The 23,175-nt window shown below is 67.0% G+C and carries 19 protein-coding genes and 2 tRNA genes; 9 read left to right on the top strand and 12 right to left on the bottom strand.

Annotation, left to right across the window (positions count from 1 at the left end):
- Positions 1–15: 15 nt before the first annotated feature.
- The 3 genes from ACESK5_RS02325 to ACESK5_RS02315 all read left to right on the top strand — a co-directional run bounded on the left by ACESK5_RS02325 (position 16) and on the right by ACESK5_RS02315 (position 1,456).
- A tRNA-Glu gene (locus ACESK5_RS02325) sits at positions 16–90 on the top strand.
- A 365-nt stretch (positions 91–455) separates the two neighbouring features.
- Positions 456–1,001, top strand: a complete 546-nt coding sequence (locus ACESK5_RS02320; RefSeq protein ID WP_372909935.1) for a hypothetical protein — start codon at positions 456–458, stop codon at positions 999–1,001.
- The gene (locus ACESK5_RS02315; protein WP_372909934.1) at positions 998–1,456 is read left to right on the top strand and encodes a disulfide bond formation protein B; all 459 of its coding nucleotides are present in this window, start codon (positions 998–1,000) and stop codon (positions 1,454–1,456) included. Before ACESK5_RS02320 ends, ACESK5_RS02315 begins: the two co-directional genes overlap by 4 nt.
- A gap of 4 nt (positions 1,457–1,460) precedes the next feature.
- Here the strand turns inward: ACESK5_RS02315 and ACESK5_RS02310 are convergent, their stop codons facing one another.
- The 6 genes from ACESK5_RS02310 to ACESK5_RS02285 all read right to left on the bottom strand — a co-directional run bounded on the left by ACESK5_RS02310 (position 1,461) and on the right by ACESK5_RS02285 (position 11,418).
- The gene (locus ACESK5_RS02310) at positions 1,461–2,918 is read right to left on the bottom strand and encodes a DASH family cryptochrome (RefSeq protein ID WP_372909933.1); all 1,458 of its coding nucleotides are present in this window, start codon (positions 2,916–2,918) and stop codon (positions 1,461–1,463) included.
- Between the two features lie 48 nt (positions 2,919–2,966).
- Positions 2,967–3,509 carry a hypothetical protein gene (locus ACESK5_RS02305; RefSeq protein WP_372909932.1) on the bottom strand — a complete coding sequence of 181 codons (543 nt, stop codon included), beginning with the start codon at positions 3,507–3,509 and terminating at the stop codon, positions 2,967–2,969.
- 218 nt (positions 3,510–3,727) lie between these two features.
- A complete protein-coding gene (locus tag ACESK5_RS02300; RefSeq protein WP_372909931.1) occupies positions 3,728–5,737 on the bottom strand; it encodes a SpoVR family protein in 2,010 nt (669 codons plus the stop codon).
- A complete protein-coding gene (locus tag ACESK5_RS02295; protein WP_372909930.1) occupies positions 5,734–7,056 on the bottom strand; it encodes a DUF444 family protein in 1,323 nt (440 codons plus the stop codon). Before ACESK5_RS02295 ends, ACESK5_RS02300 begins: the two co-directional genes overlap by 4 nt.
- Positions 7,047–9,332 carry a PrkA family serine protein kinase gene (locus tag ACESK5_RS02290; protein ID WP_372909929.1) on the bottom strand — a complete coding sequence of 762 codons (2,286 nt, stop codon included), beginning with the start codon at positions 9,330–9,332 and terminating at the stop codon, positions 7,047–7,049. The genes ACESK5_RS02295 and ACESK5_RS02290 overlap by 10 nt, the downstream gene beginning before the upstream one ends.
- 10 nt (positions 9,333–9,342) lie before the next feature.
- Entirely contained in the window at positions 9,343–11,418 is a 2,076-nt protein-coding gene (locus tag ACESK5_RS02285) for a PrkA family serine protein kinase (RefSeq protein ID WP_372909928.1), read from the bottom strand.
- A 366-nt stretch (positions 11,419–11,784) separates the two neighbouring features.
- On the opposite strand from ACESK5_RS02285, the gene ACESK5_RS02280 reads away from it, so the two are divergent.
- Positions 11,785–12,180, top strand: coding sequence for a DUF5820 family protein (locus tag ACESK5_RS02280; protein ID WP_372909927.1), 396 nt, complete (start codon positions 11,785–11,787; stop codon positions 12,178–12,180).
- 280 nt (positions 12,181–12,460) lie between these two features.
- Positions 12,461–12,910, top strand: coding sequence for a UPF0179 family protein (locus ACESK5_RS02275; RefSeq protein ID WP_372909926.1), 450 nt, complete (start codon positions 12,461–12,463; stop codon positions 12,908–12,910).
- 36 nt (positions 12,911–12,946) lie between these two features.
- Here the strand turns inward: ACESK5_RS02275 and ACESK5_RS02270 are convergent, their stop codons facing one another.
- The 3 genes from ACESK5_RS02270 to ACESK5_RS02260 form a co-directional block, all read right to left on the bottom strand.
- Positions 12,947–13,762, bottom strand: coding sequence for a succinylglutamate desuccinylase/aspartoacylase family protein (locus ACESK5_RS02270; protein WP_372909925.1), 816 nt, complete (start codon positions 13,760–13,762; stop codon positions 12,947–12,949).
- Positions 13,763–13,820: 58 nt separating this feature from the next.
- On the bottom strand, positions 13,821–14,498 hold the full coding sequence (locus ACESK5_RS02265; RefSeq protein WP_372909924.1) for a hypothetical protein: 678 nt from the start codon (positions 14,496–14,498) through the stop codon (positions 13,821–13,823).
- A gap of 188 nt (positions 14,499–14,686) precedes the next feature.
- Positions 14,687–15,178 carry a DUF309 domain-containing protein gene (locus ACESK5_RS02260; protein WP_372909923.1) on the bottom strand — a complete coding sequence of 164 codons (492 nt, stop codon included), beginning with the start codon at positions 15,176–15,178 and terminating at the stop codon, positions 14,687–14,689.
- A gap of 118 nt (positions 15,179–15,296) precedes the next feature.
- Here ACESK5_RS02260 and ACESK5_RS02255 point away from each other — a divergent pair.
- Together ACESK5_RS02255 and ACESK5_RS02250 are read left to right on the top strand one after the other, a co-directional pair.
- Positions 15,297–15,380, top strand: a tRNA-Leu gene (locus ACESK5_RS02255).
- Positions 15,381–15,553: 173 nt separating this feature from the next.
- Positions 15,554–18,637 carry a PAS domain S-box protein gene (locus tag ACESK5_RS02250; protein WP_372909922.1) on the top strand — a complete coding sequence of 1,028 codons (3,084 nt, stop codon included), beginning with the start codon at positions 15,554–15,556 and terminating at the stop codon, positions 18,635–18,637.
- A gap of 1,136 nt (positions 18,638–19,773) precedes the next feature.
- Here ACESK5_RS02250 and ACESK5_RS02245 read toward each other — a convergent pair.
- Positions 19,774–19,998 carry a hypothetical protein gene (locus ACESK5_RS02245; RefSeq protein ID WP_372909921.1) on the bottom strand — a complete coding sequence of 75 codons (225 nt, stop codon included), beginning with the start codon at positions 19,996–19,998 and terminating at the stop codon, positions 19,774–19,776.
- Between the two features lie 69 nt (positions 19,999–20,067).
- Here ACESK5_RS02245 and ACESK5_RS02240 point away from each other — a divergent pair, with 69 nt between their 5' ends.
- On the top strand, positions 20,068–20,895 hold the full coding sequence (locus ACESK5_RS02240) for an inositol monophosphatase (protein ID WP_372909920.1): 828 nt from the start codon (positions 20,068–20,070) through the stop codon (positions 20,893–20,895).
- 7 nt (positions 20,896–20,902) lie between these two features.
- On the top strand, positions 20,903–21,361 hold the full coding sequence (locus ACESK5_RS02235) for an Lrp/AsnC family transcriptional regulator (RefSeq protein ID WP_372909944.1): 459 nt from the start codon (positions 20,903–20,905) through the stop codon (positions 21,359–21,361).
- Between the two features lies 1 nt (position 21,362).
- Here ACESK5_RS02235 and ACESK5_RS02230 read toward each other — a convergent pair whose 3' ends face one another.
- Together ACESK5_RS02230 and ACESK5_RS02225 are read right to left on the bottom strand one after the other, a co-directional pair.
- Positions 21,363–22,208 (bottom strand): hypothetical protein, encoded by an 846-nt coding sequence (locus ACESK5_RS02230; RefSeq protein ID WP_372909919.1) that lies wholly within the window; start codon positions 22,206–22,208, stop codon positions 21,363–21,365.
- 70 nt (positions 22,209–22,278) lie between these two features.
- On the bottom strand, positions 22,279–23,160 hold the full coding sequence (locus ACESK5_RS02225; protein WP_372909918.1) for a hypothetical protein: 882 nt from the start codon (positions 23,158–23,160) through the stop codon (positions 22,279–22,281).
- Positions 23,161–23,175: the final 15 nt, after the last annotated feature.

Genomic DNA, 23,175 nt, shown 5'->3' with positions numbered 1-23,175 from the left:
TCACAGTCGAGTGTCGCTCGGTTGGTGTAGTCCGGCCAATCATCTTGGCCTTTCGAGCCGAGGACAGGGGTTCAAATCCCCTACCGAGCATTTTCGCGAACACCGTGAGCGAAAAGCGGAGCGTAGGGGATTCGAATCCTGCCAGTCGCGCGCAGCGAGGCACGAGCGAGCACGTCTGGCTCCGGTTCAAATCCCCTACCGAGCACTTCTGCCGAACGTCGACCGACCCCGCAGTGATAACCGCGACGACGAGGGCCGTCGAGACGACGGGAGTCACACCACGGATCTGTCCCCTGCTGTGAGTGTCACGTTTCGAACGACGAGTCGTCCGTCGGGAGCCACTGGGCTCGTTCCCGCCGGCGGCGCCGATGTGGGTCCGCCCTGCGGGCGCGGCAGATAGTTGTATATAGTGCCGGGTCGTGCACCGAAACGTACTCCGGAGGACCCCCCACAGGATGGCCACGCACAGCCGATTCGGTGACGAGTCGACGTCCGCCGAACTGACACCGGACACCGTCTTCTCCGTGTTGAGCAACGAGCGCCGGCGGCAGGTCCTCAGACACCTCCACGACCGGGGCGGGTCGAACGTCCGCGAACTCTCCCAGCAGCTGGCGGCGTGGGAGAACGACGTTCAGCCCGAGGCGGTGACGTACAAACAGCGAAAGCGCGTCTACACGTCGCTGCACCAGACGCACCTCCCCGCGCTTGCGGAGGCGGGCGTCGTCGACTACGACCGGGACCGCGGCACGGTGCGGCTCACGGCGCGGGCGTCGGTGCTCGACGAGTATCTCGCCACCGACGTCGGCGAGTCGTCGCCGCCGTGGCCCGCGGTGTATCTCGGCATCGCCGCCGTCGGAACCGTCGCGACGCTCCTGGCCGCAGTCGGCCTCCTCCCGGCGGCCGTCCCCGACCTCGCCATCGCCGGCGTCGTCTCGGTCACGCTCGCCGTGGTCGCTGGCGTCCACAGCTACCTCGCGTCCGACGCCGACTGGTCGACGTGACCGACGCCCGTTCCGCCCCCGAGAGGGATCTCCTCGCGGCGCTCACGCTCGTCGCGAGCGTCGCGACGGCCGGGAGCCTCTACTTCAGCCTCGGACTGGGGCTCGTCCCGTGCGAACTCTGCTGGTACCAGCGAATCCTGATGTACCCGCTCGTCGTCGTCGGCGGTGTCGCAGCGGTCGAAGCGCGACCCGGCGCCTGGCGGACGGTCCTCCCCCTCTCGCTCGGCGGCCTCGCCGTCGCGGCCTACCACGTCTACCTGCAGGTGACGCCGGCCGCGGCCGGGTCCTGCAGCATCGGTGGCGGCTGTGCGGCGGTCCAGTACCCGATGCTCGGCGGCCTCCTCACCATCCCGCGGCTCTCGCTGCTCGCGTTCCTGCTCGTCTCCCTCCTGGCACTGGGGCTGGTCCGACTGGAGGGTGAGAGCGGGGGCGGGCCGACGAGCCCCTGGCAGTGAGCCGTCAGCGGAGCTTCTCGTACGACCGTTCGAGGTCGACCATCGGTTCGGGGTAGTCGACGCCGAGTTCGACGCCGTACTCGACCTGTTCCTCCCGACTCAGCGTCCACGGCTCGTGTGCGTACTCGGGTGGGAGCGGGTCGAGTTCGGGGAGCCAGTGCGTGACGTACGCGGCCTCGGGGTCGTACTTCCGCGCCTGCTTGACGACGTTGAAGTACCGGTCGCGGGAGTCGTTGCCGACGCCGGCGATGTACGCCCAGTTGCCGTAGTTCGAGCAGGGGTCGTAGTCGACGAGTTGGGTCTCGAAGTACGCCGCCCCGCGTCGCCAGTCGAGGCGGAGGTTGTTCGCGAGGAACGAGGCGACGTTCTGTCGCCCCCGGTTGGACACGAAGCCCGTCGTGTTCAGTTCGCGTACGTTCGCGTCGACGAACGGGATGCCGGTCTCGCCGGCGGCCCACCGCTCGAACGCCGCGTCGTCCTCCCGCCACTCGATGTCGTGGCGTTCGCGGATGCCCGGCCGGGAGAACATCGTCCCACCGTGTTTCGCCGCCTGGAACTGGAAGAAGTCGCGCCAGACGAGTTCGAAGAGGAGCCAGTACGTGGAGTCGTTCGCCACCCGCAGGTCCTCGTACCGGCGCACCTCGTCGTGGACGTACCGCGGGGAGAGACAGCCCTCGTTGAGCCACGGCGAGAACTTCGAGGAGTACCCTTCCCCGAGCATCCCGTTGCGCGTCTCCTTGTACTCGCGCAACCGGTCCGCCTCCCAGATGTACGACTCGACCCGGTCGAGCGCCGCGGACTCACCCCCCTCGAACGGGAGGACGCCGCGCTCGTCGGGGTCGGGCGCCCGCTCACCGATCAGGTCGGCGGGCGTCGGTACCGTCCCCGTCTCGACGTCCGCGAATGACTCGGGGAGCGGCGGGAGTGACGGCGTCTCCACCTGTGCACGGACGTTCGCGTCGCGCTCGACCGACTTGCGGAAGGAGGTGTACGTGTCCGAGACGTCCGTGTACGGCGTCGGGAGGTCGTTGATGTGGTAGAGCGTGTGGCCCCACTTGCGCCGTACCTCCACGCCCGCCTCGCGGAGTCGGGTCTTGACCGCCGACTCGACCGCGCTCTCTTCGGGCGTCGGCCACGTGTGCAGCGAGACGAGGTCGGCGTCGACCATCCGGGCGAGGGCGGGCAACACCTCCTCAGGGCGGCCATCGCGGACGACGAGGTCCGAGTCGCGTTCGCGGAGCGACGCGCGCAGGTCCGACAGCGACTCACACCGGAAGCGTGCCCGGTGGGCACCCGTCTTCTCGAACCGGAACGACTCCTCCCCACCGTACGGCCGCTCGCCGTACTCGCGCGGGTCGACGACGGAGACGGGGAGGAGTCTGTCGGCCGCGGCGGCGGTCGAGAGCGCCTCGTTGTCGTGGAGTCGGAGGTCCCGTCGAAACCAGACGAGTGCAGTCGTCATGGGCGGGCTAGGGAGAGGGGTGACTTGAACCTGCTCGCCGTCGCCGACTCAGTTGCGAAGCCAGAGGGCGGTGTCGCGCTGGGTGAGGTGGTGGTACGCGGCGGAGACACAGATGACGGAGAAGAGGAACCCGCCCAGGAGCGTGGCGTCGACTCCCGAGAGCACGGGGACGCCGACGCGGTGGGCGAGGAGTGTCAGGACACCGAGAAGACTCACTGTGAAGTAGTACGCGGCCCACGAGAGCGCGTTCTTCGGGACCACCTCCATGTAGACGGCGACGTCGTCGGCGTTCTCGGCGCGTTCGACCGTCTTCGCGTTCGCGTCGTACGTCACGATGCCGAGGTCGTCCAGTTTCGGCAGGTGTGTCTGGTGGAGCGAGACGTAGACGCTCTGGCGAACGTTGCGGGGCGGTGGTTGCTCGCCGGACTCGACCCCCGCGATGTACTCCGCGAGGTCGCTGACCGACTGCCGTTCCTCCGTCTCCGCGAGTCGTTCGAGAACCAGCCGCCGCCGGTCGTTCCGGAGCACGTCGTGGATCTCGGTCTCCGCGAGCGAGGACTCACGATGCGTCTGAGCGGGACCGGCGTTCATCTGGTTGTCTCTCGGCCGTACCGATATATGAAACTATGCTGTTAATTCTCATTCACGATAGCGTCATCCGCCGAATGACACGGCGCGTGTTCAGTGGTGAGAATCGACGCGAGTCGGGGGGACGGGGACCACTCGGCGGAGGGGGCCACGGCAGCCCGACGAGCAGCGCCGAGGTGAGCGGCGGATGTCAGAAACGGGCGAGCGGCCGAACGACCGGGTCAGGCGAGCCACTCGTCGGGCTTGGTGTCGTAGTCGACGTCGGTCGCCTGGATGCGCTCTTCGAGTTCGGGGTCGAGGTCGTACGTCTGGAACCCCTCGCCGTCGTAGCGGATTCGCTTGCCGGCCTCGACCGGGGTCGGCTCGCGGTTCCGCCGCCTCGCCACCTCGACGTCGTGGTCGTCGTACTCCTTGACGACGGTCATGAGGTTGACCGGGCGACCCCACAGGTGGTACACTCGTTCGAGCACCGACTTCGCCTGCGAGAGGTCCAGCATGATGCCGTTGTACTGGTGTCCGAGGAGGAGTTCCCCGCGGTTGTCGAAGTTCCCGTCGTAGACGGCGACGGTCGGCTTCCCGAAGTTGGTGAACTGGAGGAGGAGCTTCTTCTTGACGTCCTCGTACTCCGTCGAGGTGACACGGAAGTCGCCGCTCGTCTGGGTGTACTCGTAGGTGAAGTAGTGGTTGTCCGTGACGAACTCTTGGGTGAGGAACTCGTCGAGGAACGTCACGTCGTTGTGACTCTCGCGCACCTCGCGCATCCGCGCCCAGCCGGCGCCGTAGTCGACGTCCCCGAGCGCCTCCTCGACCGTGTCGTACTTCTCGTCGTCGAACATGTATCTCGAAAGCTGTTCGAGGTCCGACCGACGGACCCGCGAGAGAAACCCTCGGTTCTGCGGTTTCACCAGCGAGAAGTGTCGCTCCGCGAGGCCCTCGTACGTCAGGACCTTCCATGGGTACTTCTCGACGTCCAGTTCGCCCGCGACTGCCTCCTCCAGGGCCTCGCTGTCGACACGCGGGTCGCCCGCGTCGGCGAGTTCGCGCAGCGCGTCGAGGTTCGCGGGCGTGACGGCGTCGATGGCCGGGTGTGGCTGGAGATGCTCCTGGACCTCGTCGAAGTCGACGACGTCGCGGAAGTTCCGCCAGGTGATGCCGCGGACCCGGAGGAGTTTGTCGGCGACTTCGCGCCGGTTGGTGGTGTTCTCGACGTACTCCCACAGTTCCTTGCCGAGTTTGTACGGGTTCAGCCCGGGCGAACCGAGCACCCGCGACTGGTGGTCGGCGTAGGTGACGAACTCGTCCGTGCCGGCGAACCGCTCGTCGCCCATCATCAGCGACTCCCAGTAGGCGGCCCACCCCTCGTTCATCACCTTCGTCATCTTCTGGGCGGCGAAGTAGTACGCCTCCGTCCGGAGCATGTCGAGGACGTCCTTCTGCCACGGCTCCATCTCCACCGCACGGCCCTCCTCCTCGTCGTACTGCATCCCGTGTTCGCGGAGGTACGCCATGACGTCCTTGCGGGGTTCAGTGAGCTTCGCCGCGCGCTCTTCGGCCTCGGCGAGCGTGTCGAGCCACTCGTCGTCGAACACCTGTCTTCGAACTTCCTCGGAGATGTTCATCGCGTCGAGGCGCTTGCGGAGGTCCTCCGGCTGGGTGCGGGTCCGCCCCTCGCCGGCCTCCTCGAACGCGCGGTGCTGATCGATGGTGTCCTCGAGAGTGAGGACGGCGTCGATGAACGTCTCGACCTCCTCGCGGTCCACGTCCGGGTCGTTCATGTACGCCGCGATGGCGTCCGCGTGGCGCTCGAGCATCGCCGCCGCGTCGGGGTCGTCGCCCTCGCCCAGGAACAGCCCGAACCACTCGTTGTTGGCGAAGAAGTCCGCGTGCGCCTCGACGTGCGTGATGACCGCCTTCTGGTCCGTGAGGGCGTTCGAGAGCTGGAGGAAGGCGTGAGAGGGGTTGTCGTTGTTGACGATTTCGAACGCCTTGCCCATCCCGAACTGTCCCTGCTTGCGCTGACGGTCGTACGTCATCCCCCACCGCCAGTGGGGGTAGCGGCGCTGGAACCCCCCGTAGGCGATGAGCTCGTTCATCTCGTCGTAGTCGACGATCCAGTAGTTCACCGGGTACGGCTCTAACCCCAGCTTCCGGGCGAGGTTCCCAGCCTCACGGACCGGCTCCTCCAGGGACTGTGCCTCGCGCTGCTTGTCGACTCTGTCTGAGTTGCTCATTCTCCGTCCTCCGTGCTGAGTATCTCGTAGATGGCGTCGACGACGTCCGCCGGCGAGGAGACGTACGTGACGACGACGTTGCCCGTGTCGCCGAGCGCACGGTCGACTTCCTCGGCGTGGGTCGCGTTGATGGCCGTCCCGCCCGGTTGCGTCTCGACGTACGCGTGGAGGTTCGCGGGAATCTCCTCGATGAGCGGGATGACGTTCTCGGTGGTGTCGTTCGACGAGTTCTCCGAGTCACCCGCCGCGAACACGTAGCGGTTCCACTCGCTCCAGGGGTACTCCTCCTCCAGCACCTCCTTCGCGAGTTCGTACGCGCTGGAGATCTTCGTCCCGCCGCCCGACCTGATGCCGAAGAACTCCTCGCGTTCGACCCGCCACGCCTCCGCGTCGTGGGCGATGTAGACGAACTCCGCGTTGTCGTACTTCCCGGTGAGATACCAGTCGAGCGGGGTGAACGTCCGTTCCACGAGTTCGCGCTTCTTCTCGCGCATCGACCCGGAGACGTCGCGGATGTTCACCACGACGACGTTCTTCTCCTTCTTCTCGATGATCTCGGGGTGGCGGTACCGCTCGTCTTCCCGTCTGAACGGGACCTCCTTGAGGCCGTCGCGGCGGATACGCTGTATCGCGGTGGTGCGTTCGACGTTCTCCTCGATCTCCTCGAAGGAGGCCCATTTGCCGCGTTCGTCCGCGACCTCCTCGAAGGCGTCTTCGACCCACGGGAGGCTGACGAGGATGTGCTGCTCGCGGCACCACTGGAAGACGTCGCGAGCGTCCACGCCGGCGACCTTGCACGCCTCGCGGACGTAGTCCTCGTCGAAGTCCATCGAGAGCTTCCGCTTCAACCCCTCTTTGAACAGCTTCTCGAAGTCCAGCGTCGAGTTGGGACCCGACCGCGTGATGTCGGTGAAGTCGCCCTCGATCTCCTCGATCACCTGCTTCCCCTTGGGCTCGAGTTCGAGGCCGAGTTCCTCGTCGAGTTCCTCGGCGAACTCCTCGGGGTCCATCTCGTAGTACTCGTGCTCCGCTCCCTCTTCTCCGGGTTCGCCGTCCTCGTCACCGTCGCCGTCCCCGTCTCCGGGCTGTGGCTGGCCGACCGGCTGGCCCACGTCGGGCGTGCCGCCCTGGCCCTGGCCGACGCCCCCCTTGTCGAGCTGGTCGTACTCGAACGACGGGAGGTCGACGACCTTGATGGGTATCTTGATGCTGTTGGGGCCGCTCCCCCCGAGGTCACCGTAGGTGATGAACTCCTTGAGGTCCTCACGGCGCTCCTCGCCGACCTCGCGGAACCGTTCGACGTCGTCTCTCAGTCCCATTGGTAGCTCACCTCTCGCATCACGTCACGACTCACGAGCTCGGCCGACGCCGGCGTGTATCCGTTCTCGGTCATGTGTTCGATGGTCCGGGCTTTGATCTCCTCCGTCTCGGTGTTCGCCGGCGGGTCGGCCCACTGGTTCGGGTCGAGGTCCGGAAACAGCCTGCGGACGTCCTCCCAGTCGTGGGTCTCGAGCACCGCACGGATGACGGGGATGTCCGAGAAGTCCACGTCGGTGATGGAGAAGTCCTCGTCGCGGTTCTCCCACGCGTAGCGGTTCAGGGCGCTGATGACGCGCTCGCGGCGGAACTCGACGACTTCCTCCGACGGGTCGTTCCCCGCGTAGTCGTCCTCGCGGAAGCGACCGAGGTGTTCCGTCTCGAACAGTCGCATCAGGAGCGGGTCGGGGTCGACCGGCCCGCGCTCGGTTTCCAGTTGGTCGTCGCTAGCCCACGCGTACACGTGTTCGATGTACTCCTCGACCGTCTCGGCCTCGACGCCCTTGTCGGCCAGCAGCGCGTCGAGGACGTCCGCCTCCTGGCGCTCGTAGACGTGGTCCTTGACGATGGCCAGTCGCGACTCGTACTCCGTGGTCTCCGCGCGGGAGAAGACGGGCGCGTCGGCCAGGCCGCTCGCCATCGCGTCGAGGACGTCCATCGACGTGATGACGCGCTCGACGGGGAGCGACTCGTGGCGCCGCCCGGTGTCCTCGTGGAGGAGGTCAGCGATGACGTCGCGCGTGAAGGTGACGGGGATACCGTGGGTCCCGTCGCCCGTCCCGACGAAGTCGAACGCGTCGGCGTCGACCCGCTCGTCCCCCTGCTGGAGGTAGCCCTGGTCGTACAGCAGCGCCTTGTCTACTAGGTCGAGGCCGGCCGAGAGGTCCTCGGCGTCCAGTCGGGAGACGACGGAGTACATCGCCGCGGCCTCGACGGCGTGCGGGGCGAGTTCGCGGTCGGTGAGTTCGCCGGCGCTGTCGCGCACCTCGATGACGAGGCCCTCGCGGATTCGGTCGGCGACCTCTTCTTCGGACTCACTGTCCCACACGGTCGTCTCGTTCGTCAGTTCGCGGCGGATGAGCTCCGCCTCCAGCGAGTAGTTCGTCAGGTAGCGGAACTCGTGTTTGTTCAGCCGCCGTTTGAGCGCCTTCAGCGGGTCGCGCCCGTTGCGGTCGGCGTACTTGTCGAGTTCGGCGTCGAGGTCCGGGTTCGAGATGATGACCAGCTGCGTGTCGATGTCCATCCCGATGCCCTTGTCGAGTTTGACGTGTCCCTCGTCGGGCACGTTCAGCAGCTTCTGGAGCAGGTCGGCGTGCTGGGCGGCGTCCTCGACGATGGTCAGCAGGCTGTTACCCTGTGAGAGCACGCCGTCGTAGGAGAACGCCTGCGGGTTCTTCCGCCCCCGCGAGTCGAGTTCGCGGAGCATGCCGGGCATCCACGACCCCACGAGTCGTTCCTTGGGCGAGCCGTCGTCCTCGGAGTGGAGGATGCCGATTCCCTTCCCGACGTCGACGACGTAGTTCTTCACCCGCAGGTGCCGCTCGTCGGTCACCTCGCTGAAGAGGTTCTGCTTGCCCGCGCGGCGATACTGCTCTTCGAGGTGGGTGTACGCCTCGCGGCAGAACGGGTCGAGGTCCTCGTCGACCGAGAGCGGGATGTGGTCGCCCGAGGCGTCGTTGAGCGCGCGGACCACGTCGCGACGCACCTCCAGCGGGAAGACCGTGAGTGGGTGTGCCTGCACCGGCGACTCGTACCAGTCCTCCTCGTGGTCCACCTCGTCGCCGTACGACAGCCCCCGCGTGTCGGAGACGTTCGCGATGTTCCACTCGACCGTGTAGCGACGACCGGCGTCGGTCTTCGAGTACTCGCGGAGGCCGTTGACGAGACACCGCTTGAGTTCTGACTTGCCGGTCGCGGTGGGGCCGTCGAACCAGATGAGCTTCTCGGCTTTGCCCCGGTCGGCGGCGATGGTTCTGAGGTCGTCGACGAAGTCGTTCAGAATCTCGGTGTTGCCGAGGACGGCGTGTTCGCCGTCGTTCGCGGGGTCGTCGAAGAACCGGTAGCGCTCGCGCTCCTCCCCTTCCTCGACCACCGTGCGCGTCCCCATCGACTCGATGGCCTCGAGGAGATACTTCGAGGCGTGCGAGGCGATGGAGGGGTGCTCGAACGCCCGGTCGAGGTAGGTCTCGAGGCTCATCGGCTCCTCGTACGTCCCCCGGAGTTCCTCGTCCGCGGCGCGGACGAAGTCGGGTCGTTCGGGCGGAGTGTTCTGGCGCATTCGCTTCAGGTCACTCCTTCTCGAGTTCGCTCTTGGCCACCTCGGCACCGGCGAACTCGAGGACCTCCCTCGCACCTTCGCGCGAGTAGCCCTGGTCGACGAGTGCGTCGATCCACGCGTTGCGTTCGTCGTCGTCCAGTTCGTTCGCGCTCACCAGCGCCGAGAAGTTGATGTTGTGCTTCTTGTCCTCCCACAGTTTGCGTTCGAGGGCGCGGCGGAGCCGGTCGTTGTCCTGCGGGTTGAACGACGTTCCCTCCCGGGCGCGCCGCGACACCCAGTTCGACACCTCCTGCCGGAAGTCGTCCTTGCGGTCCTCGGGGATGGAGAGTTTCTCCTCGACGGAGCGGAGGAACTTCTCGTCGGGTTCCTGCTCTCTCCCGGTCAGTTCGTCCTCGACAGTCGCGTCGTCGATGTACGCCATGACGTGGTCCATATACTTCTCGCCCTGTCGCTGAATCTCGTCGAGGTCGTACGCCAGCGCGTGGCGGACGTCCTCGATGGCGCGCTCCTTGTACTCCTCGCGCACCATCTCGAGGTAGCGGTGGTAGCGCTCGATGTTCTCTTCGAGGATGGAGCCGTGCGACTCGAGGTTGCGCTCGAAGTGGTTGAACACCGTCAGCGGCGAGAGGTAGTCGCGCCCCCGGTGGGTCGAGTCCATGATGGCCTCCGCGATCTCGTCGCCGATGAAGCGCGCCGAGACGCCGTCCATCCCCTCGGCGATGTCGGCTTTCGCCTCGCCCTCCTCGCGGAGTTTCTTCACGTCCAGGTCGTCGCCATCGTCGACTTCGCCGTTGTACGCCTTGGCCTTCTGGACGAGGGTGACGTTGCCGCCGTCGGGTTCCGTGATGCGCGTGAGGACGCCGAACAGCCCCGCCATCTCCATCGCGTGGGGTTCGATGTGCATGTCGGGGACGTCCGCGTTCCGGAGCATCTTGCGGTAGATTTCCGCCTCCTGCTCGTACTCGAGGACGTACGGGAAGTCGATGCGCTTCGTCCGGTCGTTGAACGCCTCCATCTTCTCGTCGCCCTTCTTGTCCCGGTACTCGGGCATGTTCGTCCGGCCGACGATGACCTGGTCGATGTCGATGCGCGGGTTGTTCTTCGGCTTGATCGTCTGTTCCTGCGACGCGTGCAGGAAGTCGTAGAGGAACTCGCGCTGGAGTTTCAGCAGTTCCTCGCCTGAGAACAACCCTCTGTTCGCGTTGCAGAACGCGCCGGAGTAGTCGAACGCGCGCGGGTCAGACTCGCCGTAGACGGCGAGTTTCGAGTAGTTGACGTCGCCCGTGAGTTCGGTCTCGTCCTGGTTCTTCTTGTCCTTCGGCTCGAACGTCTCGATGCACTGGCGCTTGTTCTCGCTGGCGACGAGACGGACGATCTCGATGTGGTTCTCCATCACCGACTGGAGGTCGTCGTCGTAGTGCGCCAGCAGTTTGTCCATGTAGAACTCGCTGGCGGGGTCGAGCGACTGCTCGTTGCGGATGGTGTACGGCGCTTTGAGGTCGCCGTTCAGGCGTTCGAGGACGATGTCGCGCTGTTCCTGCGGGAGGAGCACGATGGGGTCCTGGTGCATCGGCGAGGTGACCGTGTCGTCGGCGGGGTCCTGGTCGCGGATGACGTCGCCGAGGTTGGTCCACCGGAAGGTGTACATCCGGCCCTCGTCGCGCATGGTGTAGTCCTCGAAGTAGCGGCGGACCATCCAGTCGAAGTGAGACTTCCCGGAGCCGACGGGCCCCAGGAGGAGTTTGATACGTTTCTCCGGGCCGAGTCCACGAGCGCCCGACTTCACCTTGTTGACGAACTCGTGGATTGACTCGTGGACCTCCCGGCCGTAGAAGACGTTCTCGCCGTCGTGCAGCGGGTCTTCGGAGGCCATGAGGTACTCCACGATGCCGGCGTCCTCGTCGTAGGTGGTCCCGTAGTGGTCGAACATGTCCGCGACGCGCTGGTGAGCGTTGCGGGCGACCTTCGGGTCGTCGTACACCTCCGAGAGGTACCAGTCGAAGCTCTTCGCCTCGCGGAGGTCCGCGGGCACGGAGTCTTGGTAATGCTTGCTCAGGTCTGCTAGGGTCTCGAGTTCACTGCTCATTGTTCGATGTCGGAGTTTCCGGACCTCGTGCGCCGAGAACGGGGAACTGTGCGCGGCGAGCGCCGAGCGCGGCCGTCAGTGGGAGTGTGGGGTCTGTTCGTGGCATGCGTTTTCATACCACCCGTTCCGCGCGGCGACACGAGTCTTCGGCGGTTCCTGCGAGAACGACGGTACCAGCTGACAGTGCACGGGGGCGGCGACTCGGTCCGATATCCGAGGCTACTTGAGTGGTGAGGTTCCGATACAAATAAGCCTTCCCCTAAAGTGTGATACGAGCGCCATGTTTTCGACGCACGGCGACGCCTCGCCTGCGTCGGCACCGACGGGACCGTCGCGCTCTTCACGCCGGGCATCCTCCCCGGACGCATGAGCTACGACGCCCTGCCGGAAGGGTGGCAGGTGTGGGCCGACGAACACGAGGGGCGGAGCGTCCTCACCTTCCGTCCGGACGTGTTCAACACGAAGGACTTCCCCGCGCCCTGTCTCCCGACTATCTACGTCACGAACGGGTCGCGGAAGCGACGCCCCGGCGCCTCCCAGGTGCCGACCGACACCTGGCACGTGTCGCTGTTCCTCGAACCGGAGGTCGAAGGGCCGGTCGAGAAGTACGACTCGCGCGAGGACGCCGTCGCGGGCGCGACAGACCTCGCCGACCGGTTCGTCCGGGGTGACGTCGACTACCGTGGCCTGTATCAGGTCCCGCGGGAGGCGTATCTGGCTCGCCTCGACGAACTGGTCGGCGGGGACGGGGTGGACGACTGACGCGAGCTGTCGGGGACGGGTCCGGCACGTGACCGGAGGCTCGGTGTCGGGCGTTCGAGGCGACGAGGAGCCGGGCTCGGTCATCGTATCGGGTCGGTGAGGGTGTTCGATAGCGGGAGACGGGACGCCACGCGACCACCGCCTTCTCCGAGCTACCCACGGAGCTGTACAGGTCACGCCCGCCTGATTGCGAACTCGCTGTTCGTCACGACGAGACACCCCCGGGCTCTCACGACCCGCCGGCGCGACACTTAACCGACGCCGCGGCGAATCTGGAGCCATGTCACAGGTCACGCTCGTCGGTTCCCGGCTCGCGACGGAGGGCCAGGAGTTCGTCTACGAGGGGGAGTCGACTGCGTGCGAGGGCTGTCCCTACCGACAACAGTGTCTCAACCTCTCCGAGGGGACCCGCTACCGAATCACCGACGTCCGCGAGAACGCCCAGACGCTCGACTGTGCCGTCCACGACGTCGGCGTCCGCGCCGTCGAGGTCGAACCCGCGTCGATTACGGTGAACGTCGCCTCGAAGGGCGCCTACGCGGGGAGCAAGGCGAAGCTCTCCGGTCCGTGTCCACACACGGAGTGTCCCAGCCACGCGTACTGCGTCCCCGACGGTGCGGAGTTCGACACCGAGTACCGCATCCAGACGGTCCACGGCGACCCCCCGCACGACTTCTGCTTCCTCGACCGGTCGCTCACCCTCGTCGAAATCGAACCGCCGGAGGAATGAGCGGGGAGTCGGCCTAAACCGTCCGACCGACGCGGCCTACGAGAGCGTCCCGACGCGCTCGGCGACGTAGCCGAAGATGTCCTCGTAGCCGTACGCCGAGAGCAACACGGGGTAGAAGTCTCGGTCGGCGACCAGGGGTGACCCGTCGGTCGCGGCGAATGACTCGCCCGCCGCGACCGGCTGGAAGTTCGCCGCGAACACCTCGTGTTCCCCCGTCGGCGTCTTCGGGATTGGCTCGAGGAGTCGGTAGACCATCACGTCCTCGTCGTCGTGGGTCGTCGCGCGCGACGCGCCCGGGAGTCGTTCGTCGTCGGCGTCGAGGACGTCCGTGGCGTCGAGGAACGCGCGGACGAGGTCGTACGCGTTCTCGGCCGCCTCGTCGCTCCCCTGCAGGCCACACTCGACCTCGACGGTGTGGGCGTGTTCGATGAGGCGACCGCCGGTGAACCGGTCCGTCTCAACTACGACGCTGACTGGGAGGCGCGGACAGATACGGCGAGTGACGTCGTCGACCCGGTCGACGAGGGCGAACGGTTCGGCGAACGACTGCGTCGAGTGCAGCGAGAGCGTCGTACAGTCGCGGACCTCGCACGTGAGGCGCGCGGCCAGTCGTCGTTCGTGGGAGTCGGCGTCGGGGTCCCCCGGGAACGCGCGGTTGAGGTCCTCGTCGAGGTAGCGGTCGCCCGCGTCGAGCGCCTCCTCGTTGGCCACGACGAGTTTCACCGGACGGCGGACCGGCGGGGACTCGGCGACGAGTCGCTCGATGGCCACCGGGCCACAGGGCTCGTCGCCGTGGATTCCACCGACGACCGCGACCTCGGGCGTCCCCTCCCCGAGTTCGTTGATTCGCATCGTCACACGGTGCGTGTCGAGAACGGAAATCGGTTCGGAATCGGAGACGAACGGCCGCTCAGGTGCGGACGGCCGGGAGCGCGGCGACGACCAGCATCGAGAGCGCACAGACCACGGCCCACAGCGTCGGCGAGAGGAGTTCGAAGCCCGGAACGCCGGCGACACCGGCGAGTGCGGCCACGCCGACGCCGGCCAGTGCGGACGACTCGACCGGGACACCGGTCGTCTCGTCGCCGTCCGCCGCCACCGTCCCGGTGGTGCCGACGTCTGCCTCGGTGGTCCGGGCGGCGTTCTCCTCGGCGTCGAGGTACGGGTAGAGCTGTGCGGCGAGGTCGTTCAGCTGGATGGTCCCGCGATTCTTGTCGTAGTCGACGACGCCCGCCTCGGCCATCTTCGGGAGGTGACACTGGTAGAGGCCGATGTAGACCCGCTTGCGCTGCTTCGAGTTGATGCCCTCCAGAGGCAGGTCGTTCTCCTTCGCCGCGATGTGCTCGGCCATGTCCGACAGCGTCGCCCATCCGTCGTTCGCCTTCAGGTATTCGAGGGCGTCGCGGCGGCGCTGGTTCTTCAACAGCTCGAAGAGCGTGTCCCGCGCCAGTTCGGGTTCGACGTCGTCGGGGACCACCGCCACGACCGACTCCGTCTCGTTCTGTGGTTCGGGGGCGGCGACGACCGTCGCGTCTCGCTCGATCCCGTCCGCGTCTCCGAGGGTCTCGGTGAATGTCTCGCCAGTCATGATTGTATCCGAACGGAGCACGGTTCGCAGCGACTGTCTCACCGACCCGGTCGCGGACGCGAACGTGTGTCCCTGATCAGTTTATCAATTACGTCCCAAACATATAAAACTTTCAGATATTGTAAATTTACAAATAATCGTGTATGTAAGAATATCCCGTCGGCGGGCGAGACCGGCGGACGGGGGCCTCAGTGGTCGTGTTCGAGGTGTTCGACGTAGTCGTAGTCGGCGGGGTACGCCTCGGGACGGTGGTCGTCGAGCGTGATCTGCCAGCCGTCGAGGGCCGACGGGTCCGACAGCGCCGCCCCGAGCGTCTCGCGCACGTCGACGACGTCGACGCCGTAGAAGTCGCGCGGCGTCCCCCGCAGGTACGAGAGCGCCGTCTCGAACAGCGACCGCATGCCGTCGTCGTCCTCGAAGTCGACGTGTTTGTACGCGCCGGCGGCGACCTGGACCATCCCGTGGAGGAACGCGCTCTCCGTCGTCCCCGACCCGTAGTTGTACCACTCGTCCTCGAAGCAGTCGTGCGCCTCGTGGTACTCGCCGGCGTTGAACAGGCGCACGCCGTGTTCGGTGGCACGCCGGAGCGTCGCGTGCTCCCACTGCCGCCGGTCGCGGTGCCACCCCGTCGGGTTGCCGAGTGGCGGCGCGACGCTCGGGTCCCGTGTGTGGTCGTCCATTCGACCGATACTACTGTCGACCACGGCCTGAACCTGTCGGTCACGCGGGCGTCGCGGGCAGGGCGGGATGGGACGAAATCGGTGATTTAAACCCGCACGGGGGGTACTACTCTACCGCGCGAGGGTGGCCGAGTCTGGAAAAGGCGGCGGACTCAAGATCCGCTCTCGTAGGAGTCCGTGGGTTCAAATCCCTCCCCTCGCATCGCTTCTGCGAACGTCAGTGAGCAGAGCGACGCGGACGGAGGATTCGAACGGCACCCGGTGGGTTGCGCGGATGTAACGAGCACGACGGTCGCCCGCCTACCGTATCACTGCTGAGAACCGGGTGCCCACGCTTTTACCGCCGCACCGTGGGGGCTCATACATCGATTCACCGTGAGCCGTATTCAGGACCGCCGAGACGTCGAGACGTGCCGCGTCCTCCACGTCGACGACAACCCCGACTACCTCGCGCTGGCAGCGGAGTTCCTCGGGCGCGTGGCTCCACTGGACGTCGTCTCGGAGACGGACACCGAGGCGGCGCTCGAGCGGGTGCGAGACGGAGCGGTCGACTGTGTCGTCTCTGACTTCGACATGCCGGAGACGGACGGTCTCGACTTCTTCGCGCAGGTCCGTGCCGTCGACTCCGCGGTGCCGTTCATCCTGTTCACGGGCAAGGGGAGCGAGGAGATTGCCGCCGAGGCTATCTCCGAGGGTGTCACCGACTACGTCCAGAAACGCGGCGGCCGCGAACAGTACGAGGTCCTCGCGAACCGGATCGAGAACGCCGTCGAACGGGCGCGGGCCGCCGCGAGGAGTCGCGACACCGTCGACCGCCTCCACGAGACGTTCGACCGTATCACCGACTCCTTTCTCGCCGTCGACACCGACTGGCGTATCACGTACGTCAACGACCGCGGCGCCTCGTTCCTCGGCGAGTCGGTCGACGACCTCCTGGGCCGTGACCTCCGCACGCTGCCGGCGAACGGGGCCGCGCGGTTCCACGAGGAGTACCAGCAGGCGTTTCGGACACGGGAGCCAGTGTCGTTCGAGGCGGAGTCGCTCACCAACCCGGGCCGGTGGCTCGACATCCGTGCGTACCCCGCGGCGGACGGCCTCTCCATCTACTGGCGCGACGTCACGACGCTTCGCCAGCGCGAACGAGTGCTCGCGGCCCTCTACACCGGCGCGCGCGACCTCCTCTCGTGCGAGACGGCCGAAGACCTCGCCGCGCACGCAGTCGAGTTGACCGAGACGGTGCTCGGCTTCGACGAGGCGGCGCTGTACACCCGCTCCGAGGGGGAGGAGACGAGCGCCCGGGCGACCACGATGTCGGCCGGCACGGTGCCGACAGCGACAGACGCGGGACTGCACGCGCTGGCAGACCGTGTCGAGGCGGCCGACGGGCCGGTCGTCGTCGACGACCGGGAGTCTGCTGGCGTAGACGTCGCGCCCGGCGTCTACGTCGCGGTCGGCGAGGACCGACTGCTCGCGGCACGGGACGTTGCAGCTGGCTTCGACGAGTTCGAGGTCCGCTGCGTCCAGTGGCTGGCGGCGACGGTAGAGACGGCCCTCTCCCGAACCCGACGCGAACGAGAACTGGAGGCGAACCGCAACGTCGTCCGCGCGCTCCACGGGTCGGTGATGAAGTTTCAGACCTGCGAGAACGTCGACGAGGTCCTCGACGTCGCCGTCCGCTGTGCCCGGGACATCGTCTCCTTCGACCGGTGTCTCTTCGCACAGCACCGAGACGGCAGGCTGGAACGGGTCGCTCAGTCGAACGTCCTCCCGGGCGTCGATCGGAGCCTGTCGACCGACGTCGGCGTCTCTGGACGGGCCTACCGTACCGGGGAGACGCTCGTCGTCGACGACGCCCGGCAGAACGACGAGGTCCGCCGCCCCTGCCCGTTCCGGTCGCTCCTCACCGTCCCGCTCGACGGCTGGGGGGTGTTCCAGGCAGTCGCGGAGGGCCCGAACGCGTTCGACGCGACGGACGGCGAGCTGGCCGAACTGCTCGCGATGCACACTCGGGCGGCGCTCTCGCGGGTCGCGTCCGACGAGCGCCTCCGGCGGGAACGCGACCTCCTCGCCGCCTTCTTCGAGAGTTCGGGCGAACCGGTCGTCCGCGTCCACTTCGACGACGACCACGCCCGCGCCCGCATCGACCGAGTCAACCCCGCGTTCGAGCGCGTGTTCGGACTCGACGCGGCAGCCGTCGAGGGCGAGGTGCTCGACGACCACATCGTCCCACCGGACGAACGCGAGACGGCCCAGCAGTTCAACGAGCACTCGAACGCCGGCGAACCCGTCGAGGCGGAGGTCCGCCGGCTGACTGCCGACGGCCCGCGCGAGTTCCTCTTCCGGTCCGTGCCGTTCCGGGGCGACGACGACTCCCCGATGGCGTACGGCATCTACGTGGACATCACGCCGCGGAAGCGCCGCGAGCGTGACCTCGAACGGTACCGGACTATCGTCGAGAGCACGGGCGACCCGGTGTACACCCTCGACGCGGAGGGGTACATCACCTATGTCAACGAGGCGTTCGGGGCGATGACCGGCTACGACACCGAGGAACTCGTCGGCGAACACATGGGACTACTCGTCCCCGGAGCCGACGTCGAGCGGAGCGAGGCGCTCATCCGTGACCTTCTGTGCGACGAGGGGCGGACGAACGACACCGTCGAACTCGACCTCGTGCGCGCCGACGGCACGCGGGTCCGCTGTGAGAACCACATCGCGCTGCTTCCGTTCGACGAGGAGTTCCAGGGGACCGCAGGGGCCATCCGTGACATCACGGACCGAAAGCAGCGCAAGCGCGAACTGAAGGCACGGAACGAGCGGCTCGACCAGTTCGCCTCGGTCGTCTCGCACGACCTGCGCAACCCGCTCCAGGTCGCCCAGGGTCACCTCGAACTGGCGCGTGAACGCTTCGGCGACGACGAGTCGCTCGACCGTATCGAGGGTGCGCTCGGCCGAATCGACGCCATCGTCGACGACGTGTTGACGCTCGCCCGGGAGGGGATGGGGTCGCCGGACGTGTCCGAAACCGCCGTCGCCGCCGTCGCCCGACGCGCGTGGGACTCCGTCGACACTGCCGACGCGCGCCTCGTGGTCGAGACGAGCGTCGTCGTCGACGCGGACGAGGGGCGACTCCAGCGACTGTTCGAGAACCTGTTTCGAAATAGTGTGGAACACGGTTCGACGGGAGACGACCCCGAGGCCGACGAGTCGTCGGTGACCGTCCGGGTCGGCCACGTCGAGAACGGTGAGCGAGGGACGTTCTTCGTCGAGGACGACGGGTCGGGAATCGCGCCGGACGAACGCGACCGAGTGTTCGAGAGCGGGTACTCGACGAGTAGCGACGGCACGGGGTTTGGTCTCGACATCGTCAGCGCCATCGCCACCTCCCACGGGTGGGACGTCAGCCTCTCCGACGGGACCCTTGGCGGCGTCCGGTTCACCGTACACACCGGGGACTGACCGTCGAAGGCGTGAGAGCCACTCGACTCGGCGGGCCGGGCGGCCGAGACGGGAGATTTCGCGAGCGTCCGAGCGGCCGCGGTACGGTGTTACTCGACAGAAACGTTTATGTGAATTGGTACCGTATTTGAAGGTCCGCGAGAAGCGGCAAGGGCTCACCGGACGACCGGACCCATCGAACAGATGGATACGGTGTCGGCGCAACAACCGAGCGTCCCGTAACAGGGAGTCGAGGTCAACGCACCGACGGAGAACCGAAGGGGTCCAGCACCGTCCCACGAACGGTGAGAAGGCCAAGTAGCGAGGAACGCGAAAGCGGGCCGAGCGAACTCGACGGCAGTCGAACTGGCCGTAAGGACTGGGGAACACACAACCAGTCCGCATCCGTTCAGCGAGCGGCGGAAGGCCAAGTAGCGGGCCACGTGAGAACGAGGTCCGTGAACTCGACGGCAGTCGAACTGGCCGAGAGGGTCGGGGAAAACACCCAACCGAACCGACCCGAATCCGTCTCCGACAGCGGGACAAGGCCAAGTACCGGGCCACGCGCGAGCGGGGTCCGGGAAGTCGGCGGCAGCCGAACGGGCCGTAAGGAGCGTGGACAACACGCAGACCGAAGCGCTCCGAAACCGCTCACGGAACGGGAGAAGACCAAGTACCGGGGTCACGCGAGAGCGGGACCCGTGAAGTCGGCCCTCCGGGGTCGAGAAAGGTCGTGAGGTCCGGGGAAAACACCAACCGAACCGGGCCGAATCCGAGCGCAGAACGGCGGAAGACCGAGTACCGGGGTCACGCGAGAGCGGGTCCCGCGAAGTCGGCCCTCCGGGGTCGAGAAAGGTCGTGAGGCCCGGGGAAAACACCAACCGAACCGGGCCGAAGACGTTCGAAAGGGACGGCGAGAAGGCCAACTACCGGACGACGCGAAAGCGGGGTTCGGGAAATCGACGTACCCGGATATCCGGAATCCGGGGCAAGTCGAACGGGCCGTACGGACCGTGGACAACGTCTCCCGGCCGGGTCCAAATTGCGGCTTTTCGTTTCCTGCAGTACGAGACGAGCGACAGCGTCGTCCACGTCGTCTACTGCCGTTTCCTCACTCGGTGGTTCCTCTACTCGCCGACCTGCGGGAGCGACGCGCCTCAGGTCGCCTCGACGAGTCGCTCCATCGCCTCGAGGTACTCCGCCGCGACGAGCGGTTCGTCGTCGGCGAGTCGCTCCACCCGTCGGCAGCCGTAGAGCAGTCGTTCGCGGACGAACCCCGCCGGGACCTTGTTCCGGGTGACCGTCTCGACGGTGTCGACGATGGCGGTGACGTCGTCGACGTCGCGCCCGTCTCCGCTGCCGTCCCCGCCCGAATCTGACACGTCCAGGACCTCTCCTCCGGGGAACAAAAAAGCCGACGCCTATACCTGGGTGGGGTGAGGCACGACCGTATGGACACGGACACGGAGTCGGACTCCGACGCGGCGGCGCGTGCGCACGTCGCCGAACAGGCCGCTCGCGTCGGCGCTGCCGTCGCCGCCGGCGGGTTCCGACGGGGCATCCCCGTCGAGACGAAGGGCGAGAAGACCGACGTGGTCACGCAGGCCGACCGGGACGCACAGGCGCGAGTCATCGACTGTATCCACTCGACGTACGCGGCGAACGCCATCGTCGGCGAGGAGGAGGACGAACTCAAGTCGGTCCCCGACGAGGGGCCGACGTGGGTCATCGACCCGATCGACGGCACGAACAACTTCGTCAGAGGGTTCCAGGTGTGGTGTACCGCCGTCGCGGCAGTCTGCGACGGTGACCCGGTGGCCGCAGCCATCGCGGCACCGGAACTCGGCGACGTCTACGTCGGCGACGACGAGACGGCGACGCGGAACGGCGACTCTCTCGCGGTCAGCGCCCGGACGGACCCCGAGGCGTGTTCGGTAGTCCCGACGATGTGGTGGGGCCGCGACCGGCGCGACGAGTACGCCGTCGCCTGCCGCGAAATCGTCGAACGGTTCGGCGACCTTCGACGGGTGGGGAGCGCCCAGGTGACGCTGGCGATGCTCGCGGCCGGGGCCGTCGACGGCGTCGTCACGAACGTCTACGCGAACCCGTGGGACACGGTGGCCGGCGTGCACCTGATCCGGCTCGCCGGCGGGACCGTCACGGACGTCCACGGCGACCCCTGGCGTCACGACTCTCACGGGCTGGTCGCGTCGAACGGCGAGATTCACGACGAACTGCTCGAGGTCGCTGCGGAGACGGAGGCGGTGGCCCGTGACTGACGTCGACATCGACCTCGACGACACCGACCGGGCCATTCTCCGCGCACTGCAGGAGGATGCACGGACGCCGTTCAGCGAAATCGCCCGGCAGATCGATATGTCGTCCGCGACCGTCCACGACCGGGTCTCCCGGCTGAAGGAGGCGGGCGTCATCGAGGGGTACCACGCGAAGGTGAACCCACAGGCGGTCGGCTACAGCGCGTCGGCGTTCGTCGGTCTCCGCATCGAACAGAGCCGGGACGACGCCGTCGAAGGGTTCGTCGACCACCTCAAGCAGGTCGAGGGCGTCCAGGAGGTTCACCTCACCACGGGCGACTGGGACGTGCTCATCCGGGTGTACGCCGAGGACACCGACGGCCTCAGGGAACTGCTGTTCGACAACGTCGCCGGAGTCGAGGGGTTCGGGCGGTCGTACACGATGGTCGTCCTAGGGACCGAACACGACGACCCCGCGTTGCCGGTCTGAACTACACCATCTCGACCGTCGCCGTCCACGGCCCCCACGAGTGGACGTTGAAGTAGCCCACCTCACTTTCGGGGAAGTGCACCGCCGACTGCGTCAGCGGGGCGGTTTCGACGCTGTTGAGCAGGCGCGGCCCTGCCTCGCCTGTCGCGTCGGTGGGAACGACCCGGTAGTTGTACACCGCCGGGTCGCCCGTCGCGCCGAGCTGCGGGGCCGAGGCCTCGACGGTCACCCGGACGGGTCCGTCGAATCGCACTGGTCCGACGACGTCGCCGTCGAACCCCTCGACGGCGAGCGGGACGGACGCGCCGCTCGTTGAGACGCCAGGCTGTTCGACGACGGCCTCCCAGTCACCGTCGCCGTACGGACCCCCGGCGTGAGTCACGTCGAGGAAGTAGTCACCCGGTTCGAAACGTGTCACGAACCGTAGACGGTAGGTTCCGGGATCGTCCTCGACGCGCGTCTCCTGGAACACCTCGTTGACGGCGAGGACAGGAGGGAACACCTCCTCGCCCGTGGCGTCGACAGCCCGGACGACGAAGTTCGAGTTCGTCATCCCGGTATAGTCGAACGACAGGGTGACGAGGACGGGGCCACCGAGCGCGGTGAACCGGTTCGAGAGTCCTTTGCCCGTCCCCGACGAGCTGACGGGGTCGCCCGATAGAGTTCCGGCCGCGTCGGCGAACTCCTGTTCGGGAACCGTCGTGGGTGTCGACGTGGGGTCGGGCTCCGAGGTGACCCCCGTCTGTCCGCTCTCTGTGTCGCCTCCGTCACCCCCACCGTTTCCGGTACAGCCGGCCACCGCGCCGAACCCGACCGCCGTCGCTCCGAGGAACCGCCGTCTGTGCATGACATCGTAACGACACCAGCTGAAATAACGATATCCATCGTCTGACAGGACCGCGAGAACGTCTGGCCGATCAGACCGGTTCGACGGTCAGTCGCCACGGCAGCCGCGACCCGGTGACCACCAGGTATCCCACGTCGAACCGCGACCCGTCGAACACGTTCGTGTACGTCTGTGGCCCGGCATCGAGTTCGTTGATCACGATGAGCGGCGTCCCCCGACGCTGGTCGACGAACCGAACGATATGATTCGAATCGAGGGCGGAGCCGCTCTGTGCGTACCGCGTCCCGAACGTCTCGAGCGTCGCCCGGGTCGCACCGGAGAGCGAGAGCGGCCCCACGACATCGACGTGTTCCCCTTCGTAGGTGAGAGGGGCAGCCGTTCCTGTCTGGGCAAGGCCGGGTTGTTCGATGGTGACTTCCCACTCGAGGTCCCCTCGCGCGCCGCCAGCCCTGACACTGAGTTTGTACTCGTCGGGGGGCAGCCAGCGAACGACCCGCCCCTGCACCACGTCGAGTTCCTCGACGAACGACTCGGCGACGATTGGCGTCGTCTGCCCGATCCCCCCGTCACCGACTACACTCAGGGAGAACGTGGCGGCGAGCATCCCCTCGCCGTTCGCCGAGACCCGGAACAGCACCGGTCCGCCTTTGGTGGTGACGTACCCCGCCTCGCTCGCGTTGCCGACGCCGGACACCGACACCATCTCTGCGGTGAGGTCCGGCAACGACTGCGCCGACGCGAACTCCTGTTCTGGCGGCTCGTCGGCTCCGCTGTCTGTCTCACGCTGCCCGCCGGCACCGCGCTGTGAGTCGGGTGTCGCCGTCGGTCCGGGTATGCCTGTCGGAACCGGTGTCGCCGCCCGCGCTTCGCCTGTGTTCGAGCGACCCCCGGTGCAACCGGCGAACCCGGCGATTCCGACTGCTGTCACCCCGACGAACGTCCGTCTGTGCATGCGTCCATTGAACGT

This window comes from Salinigranum sp. (assembly GCF_041641895.1).
GTDB lineage: Archaea > Halobacteriota > Halobacteria > Halobacteriales > Haloferacaceae > Salinigranum.
Note: the sequence above shows the minus strand (reverse complement) of the source record. Positions and strands in the feature narration are given on the sequence as shown.

What these genes read in the sequence shown, in the direction of transcription:
- ACESK5_RS02320 (WP_372909935.1), top strand. Translation starts at nt 456, where the DNA reads ATGGCCACGCACAGCCGATTCGGTGACGAGTCGACGTCCGCCGAACTG.
- ACESK5_RS02310 (WP_372909933.1), bottom strand. Translation starts at nt 2,918, where the DNA reads ATGACGACTGCACTCGTCTGGTTTCGACGGGACCTCCGACTCCACGAC.
- ACESK5_RS02305 (WP_372909932.1), bottom strand. Translation starts at nt 3,509, where the DNA reads ATGAACGCCGGTCCCGCTCAGACGCATCGTGAGTCCTCGCTCGCGGAG.
- ACESK5_RS02300 (WP_372909931.1), bottom strand. Translation starts at nt 5,737, where the DNA reads ATGAGCAACTCAGACAGAGTCGACAAGCAGCGCGAGGCACAGTCCCTG.
- ACESK5_RS02295 (WP_372909930.1), bottom strand. Translation starts at nt 7,056, where the DNA reads ATGGGACTGAGAGACGACGTCGAACGGTTCCGCGAGGTCGGCGAGGAG.
- ACESK5_RS02290 (WP_372909929.1), bottom strand. Translation starts at nt 9,332, where the DNA reads ATGCGCCAGAACACTCCGCCCGAACGACCCGACTTCGTCCGCGCCGCG.
- ACESK5_RS02285 (WP_372909928.1), bottom strand. Translation starts at nt 11,418, where the DNA reads ATGAGCAGTGAACTCGAGACCCTAGCAGACCTGAGCAAGCATTACCAA.
- ACESK5_RS02280 (WP_372909927.1), top strand. Translation starts at nt 11,785, where the DNA reads ATGAGCTACGACGCCCTGCCGGAAGGGTGGCAGGTGTGGGCCGACGAA.
- ACESK5_RS02275 (WP_372909926.1), top strand. Translation starts at nt 12,461, where the DNA reads ATGTCACAGGTCACGCTCGTCGGTTCCCGGCTCGCGACGGAGGGCCAG.
- ACESK5_RS02270 (WP_372909925.1), bottom strand. Translation starts at nt 13,762, where the DNA reads ATGCGAATCAACGAACTCGGGGAGGGGACGCCCGAGGTCGCGGTCGTC.
- ACESK5_RS02265 (WP_372909924.1), bottom strand. Translation starts at nt 14,498, where the DNA reads ATGACTGGCGAGACATTCACCGAGACCCTCGGAGACGCGGACGGGATC.
- ACESK5_RS02260 (WP_372909923.1), bottom strand. Translation starts at nt 15,178, where the DNA reads ATGGACGACCACACACGGGACCCGAGCGTCGCGCCGCCACTCGGCAAC.
- ACESK5_RS02240 (WP_372909920.1), top strand. Translation starts at nt 20,068, where the DNA reads ATGGACACGGACACGGAGTCGGACTCCGACGCGGCGGCGCGTGCGCAC.
- ACESK5_RS02230 (WP_372909919.1), bottom strand. Translation starts at nt 22,208, where the DNA reads ATGCACAGACGGCGGTTCCTCGGAGCGACGGCGGTCGGGTTCGGCGCG.
- ACESK5_RS02225 (WP_372909918.1), bottom strand. Translation starts at nt 23,160, where the DNA reads ATGCACAGACGGACGTTCGTCGGGGTGACAGCAGTCGGAATCGCCGGG.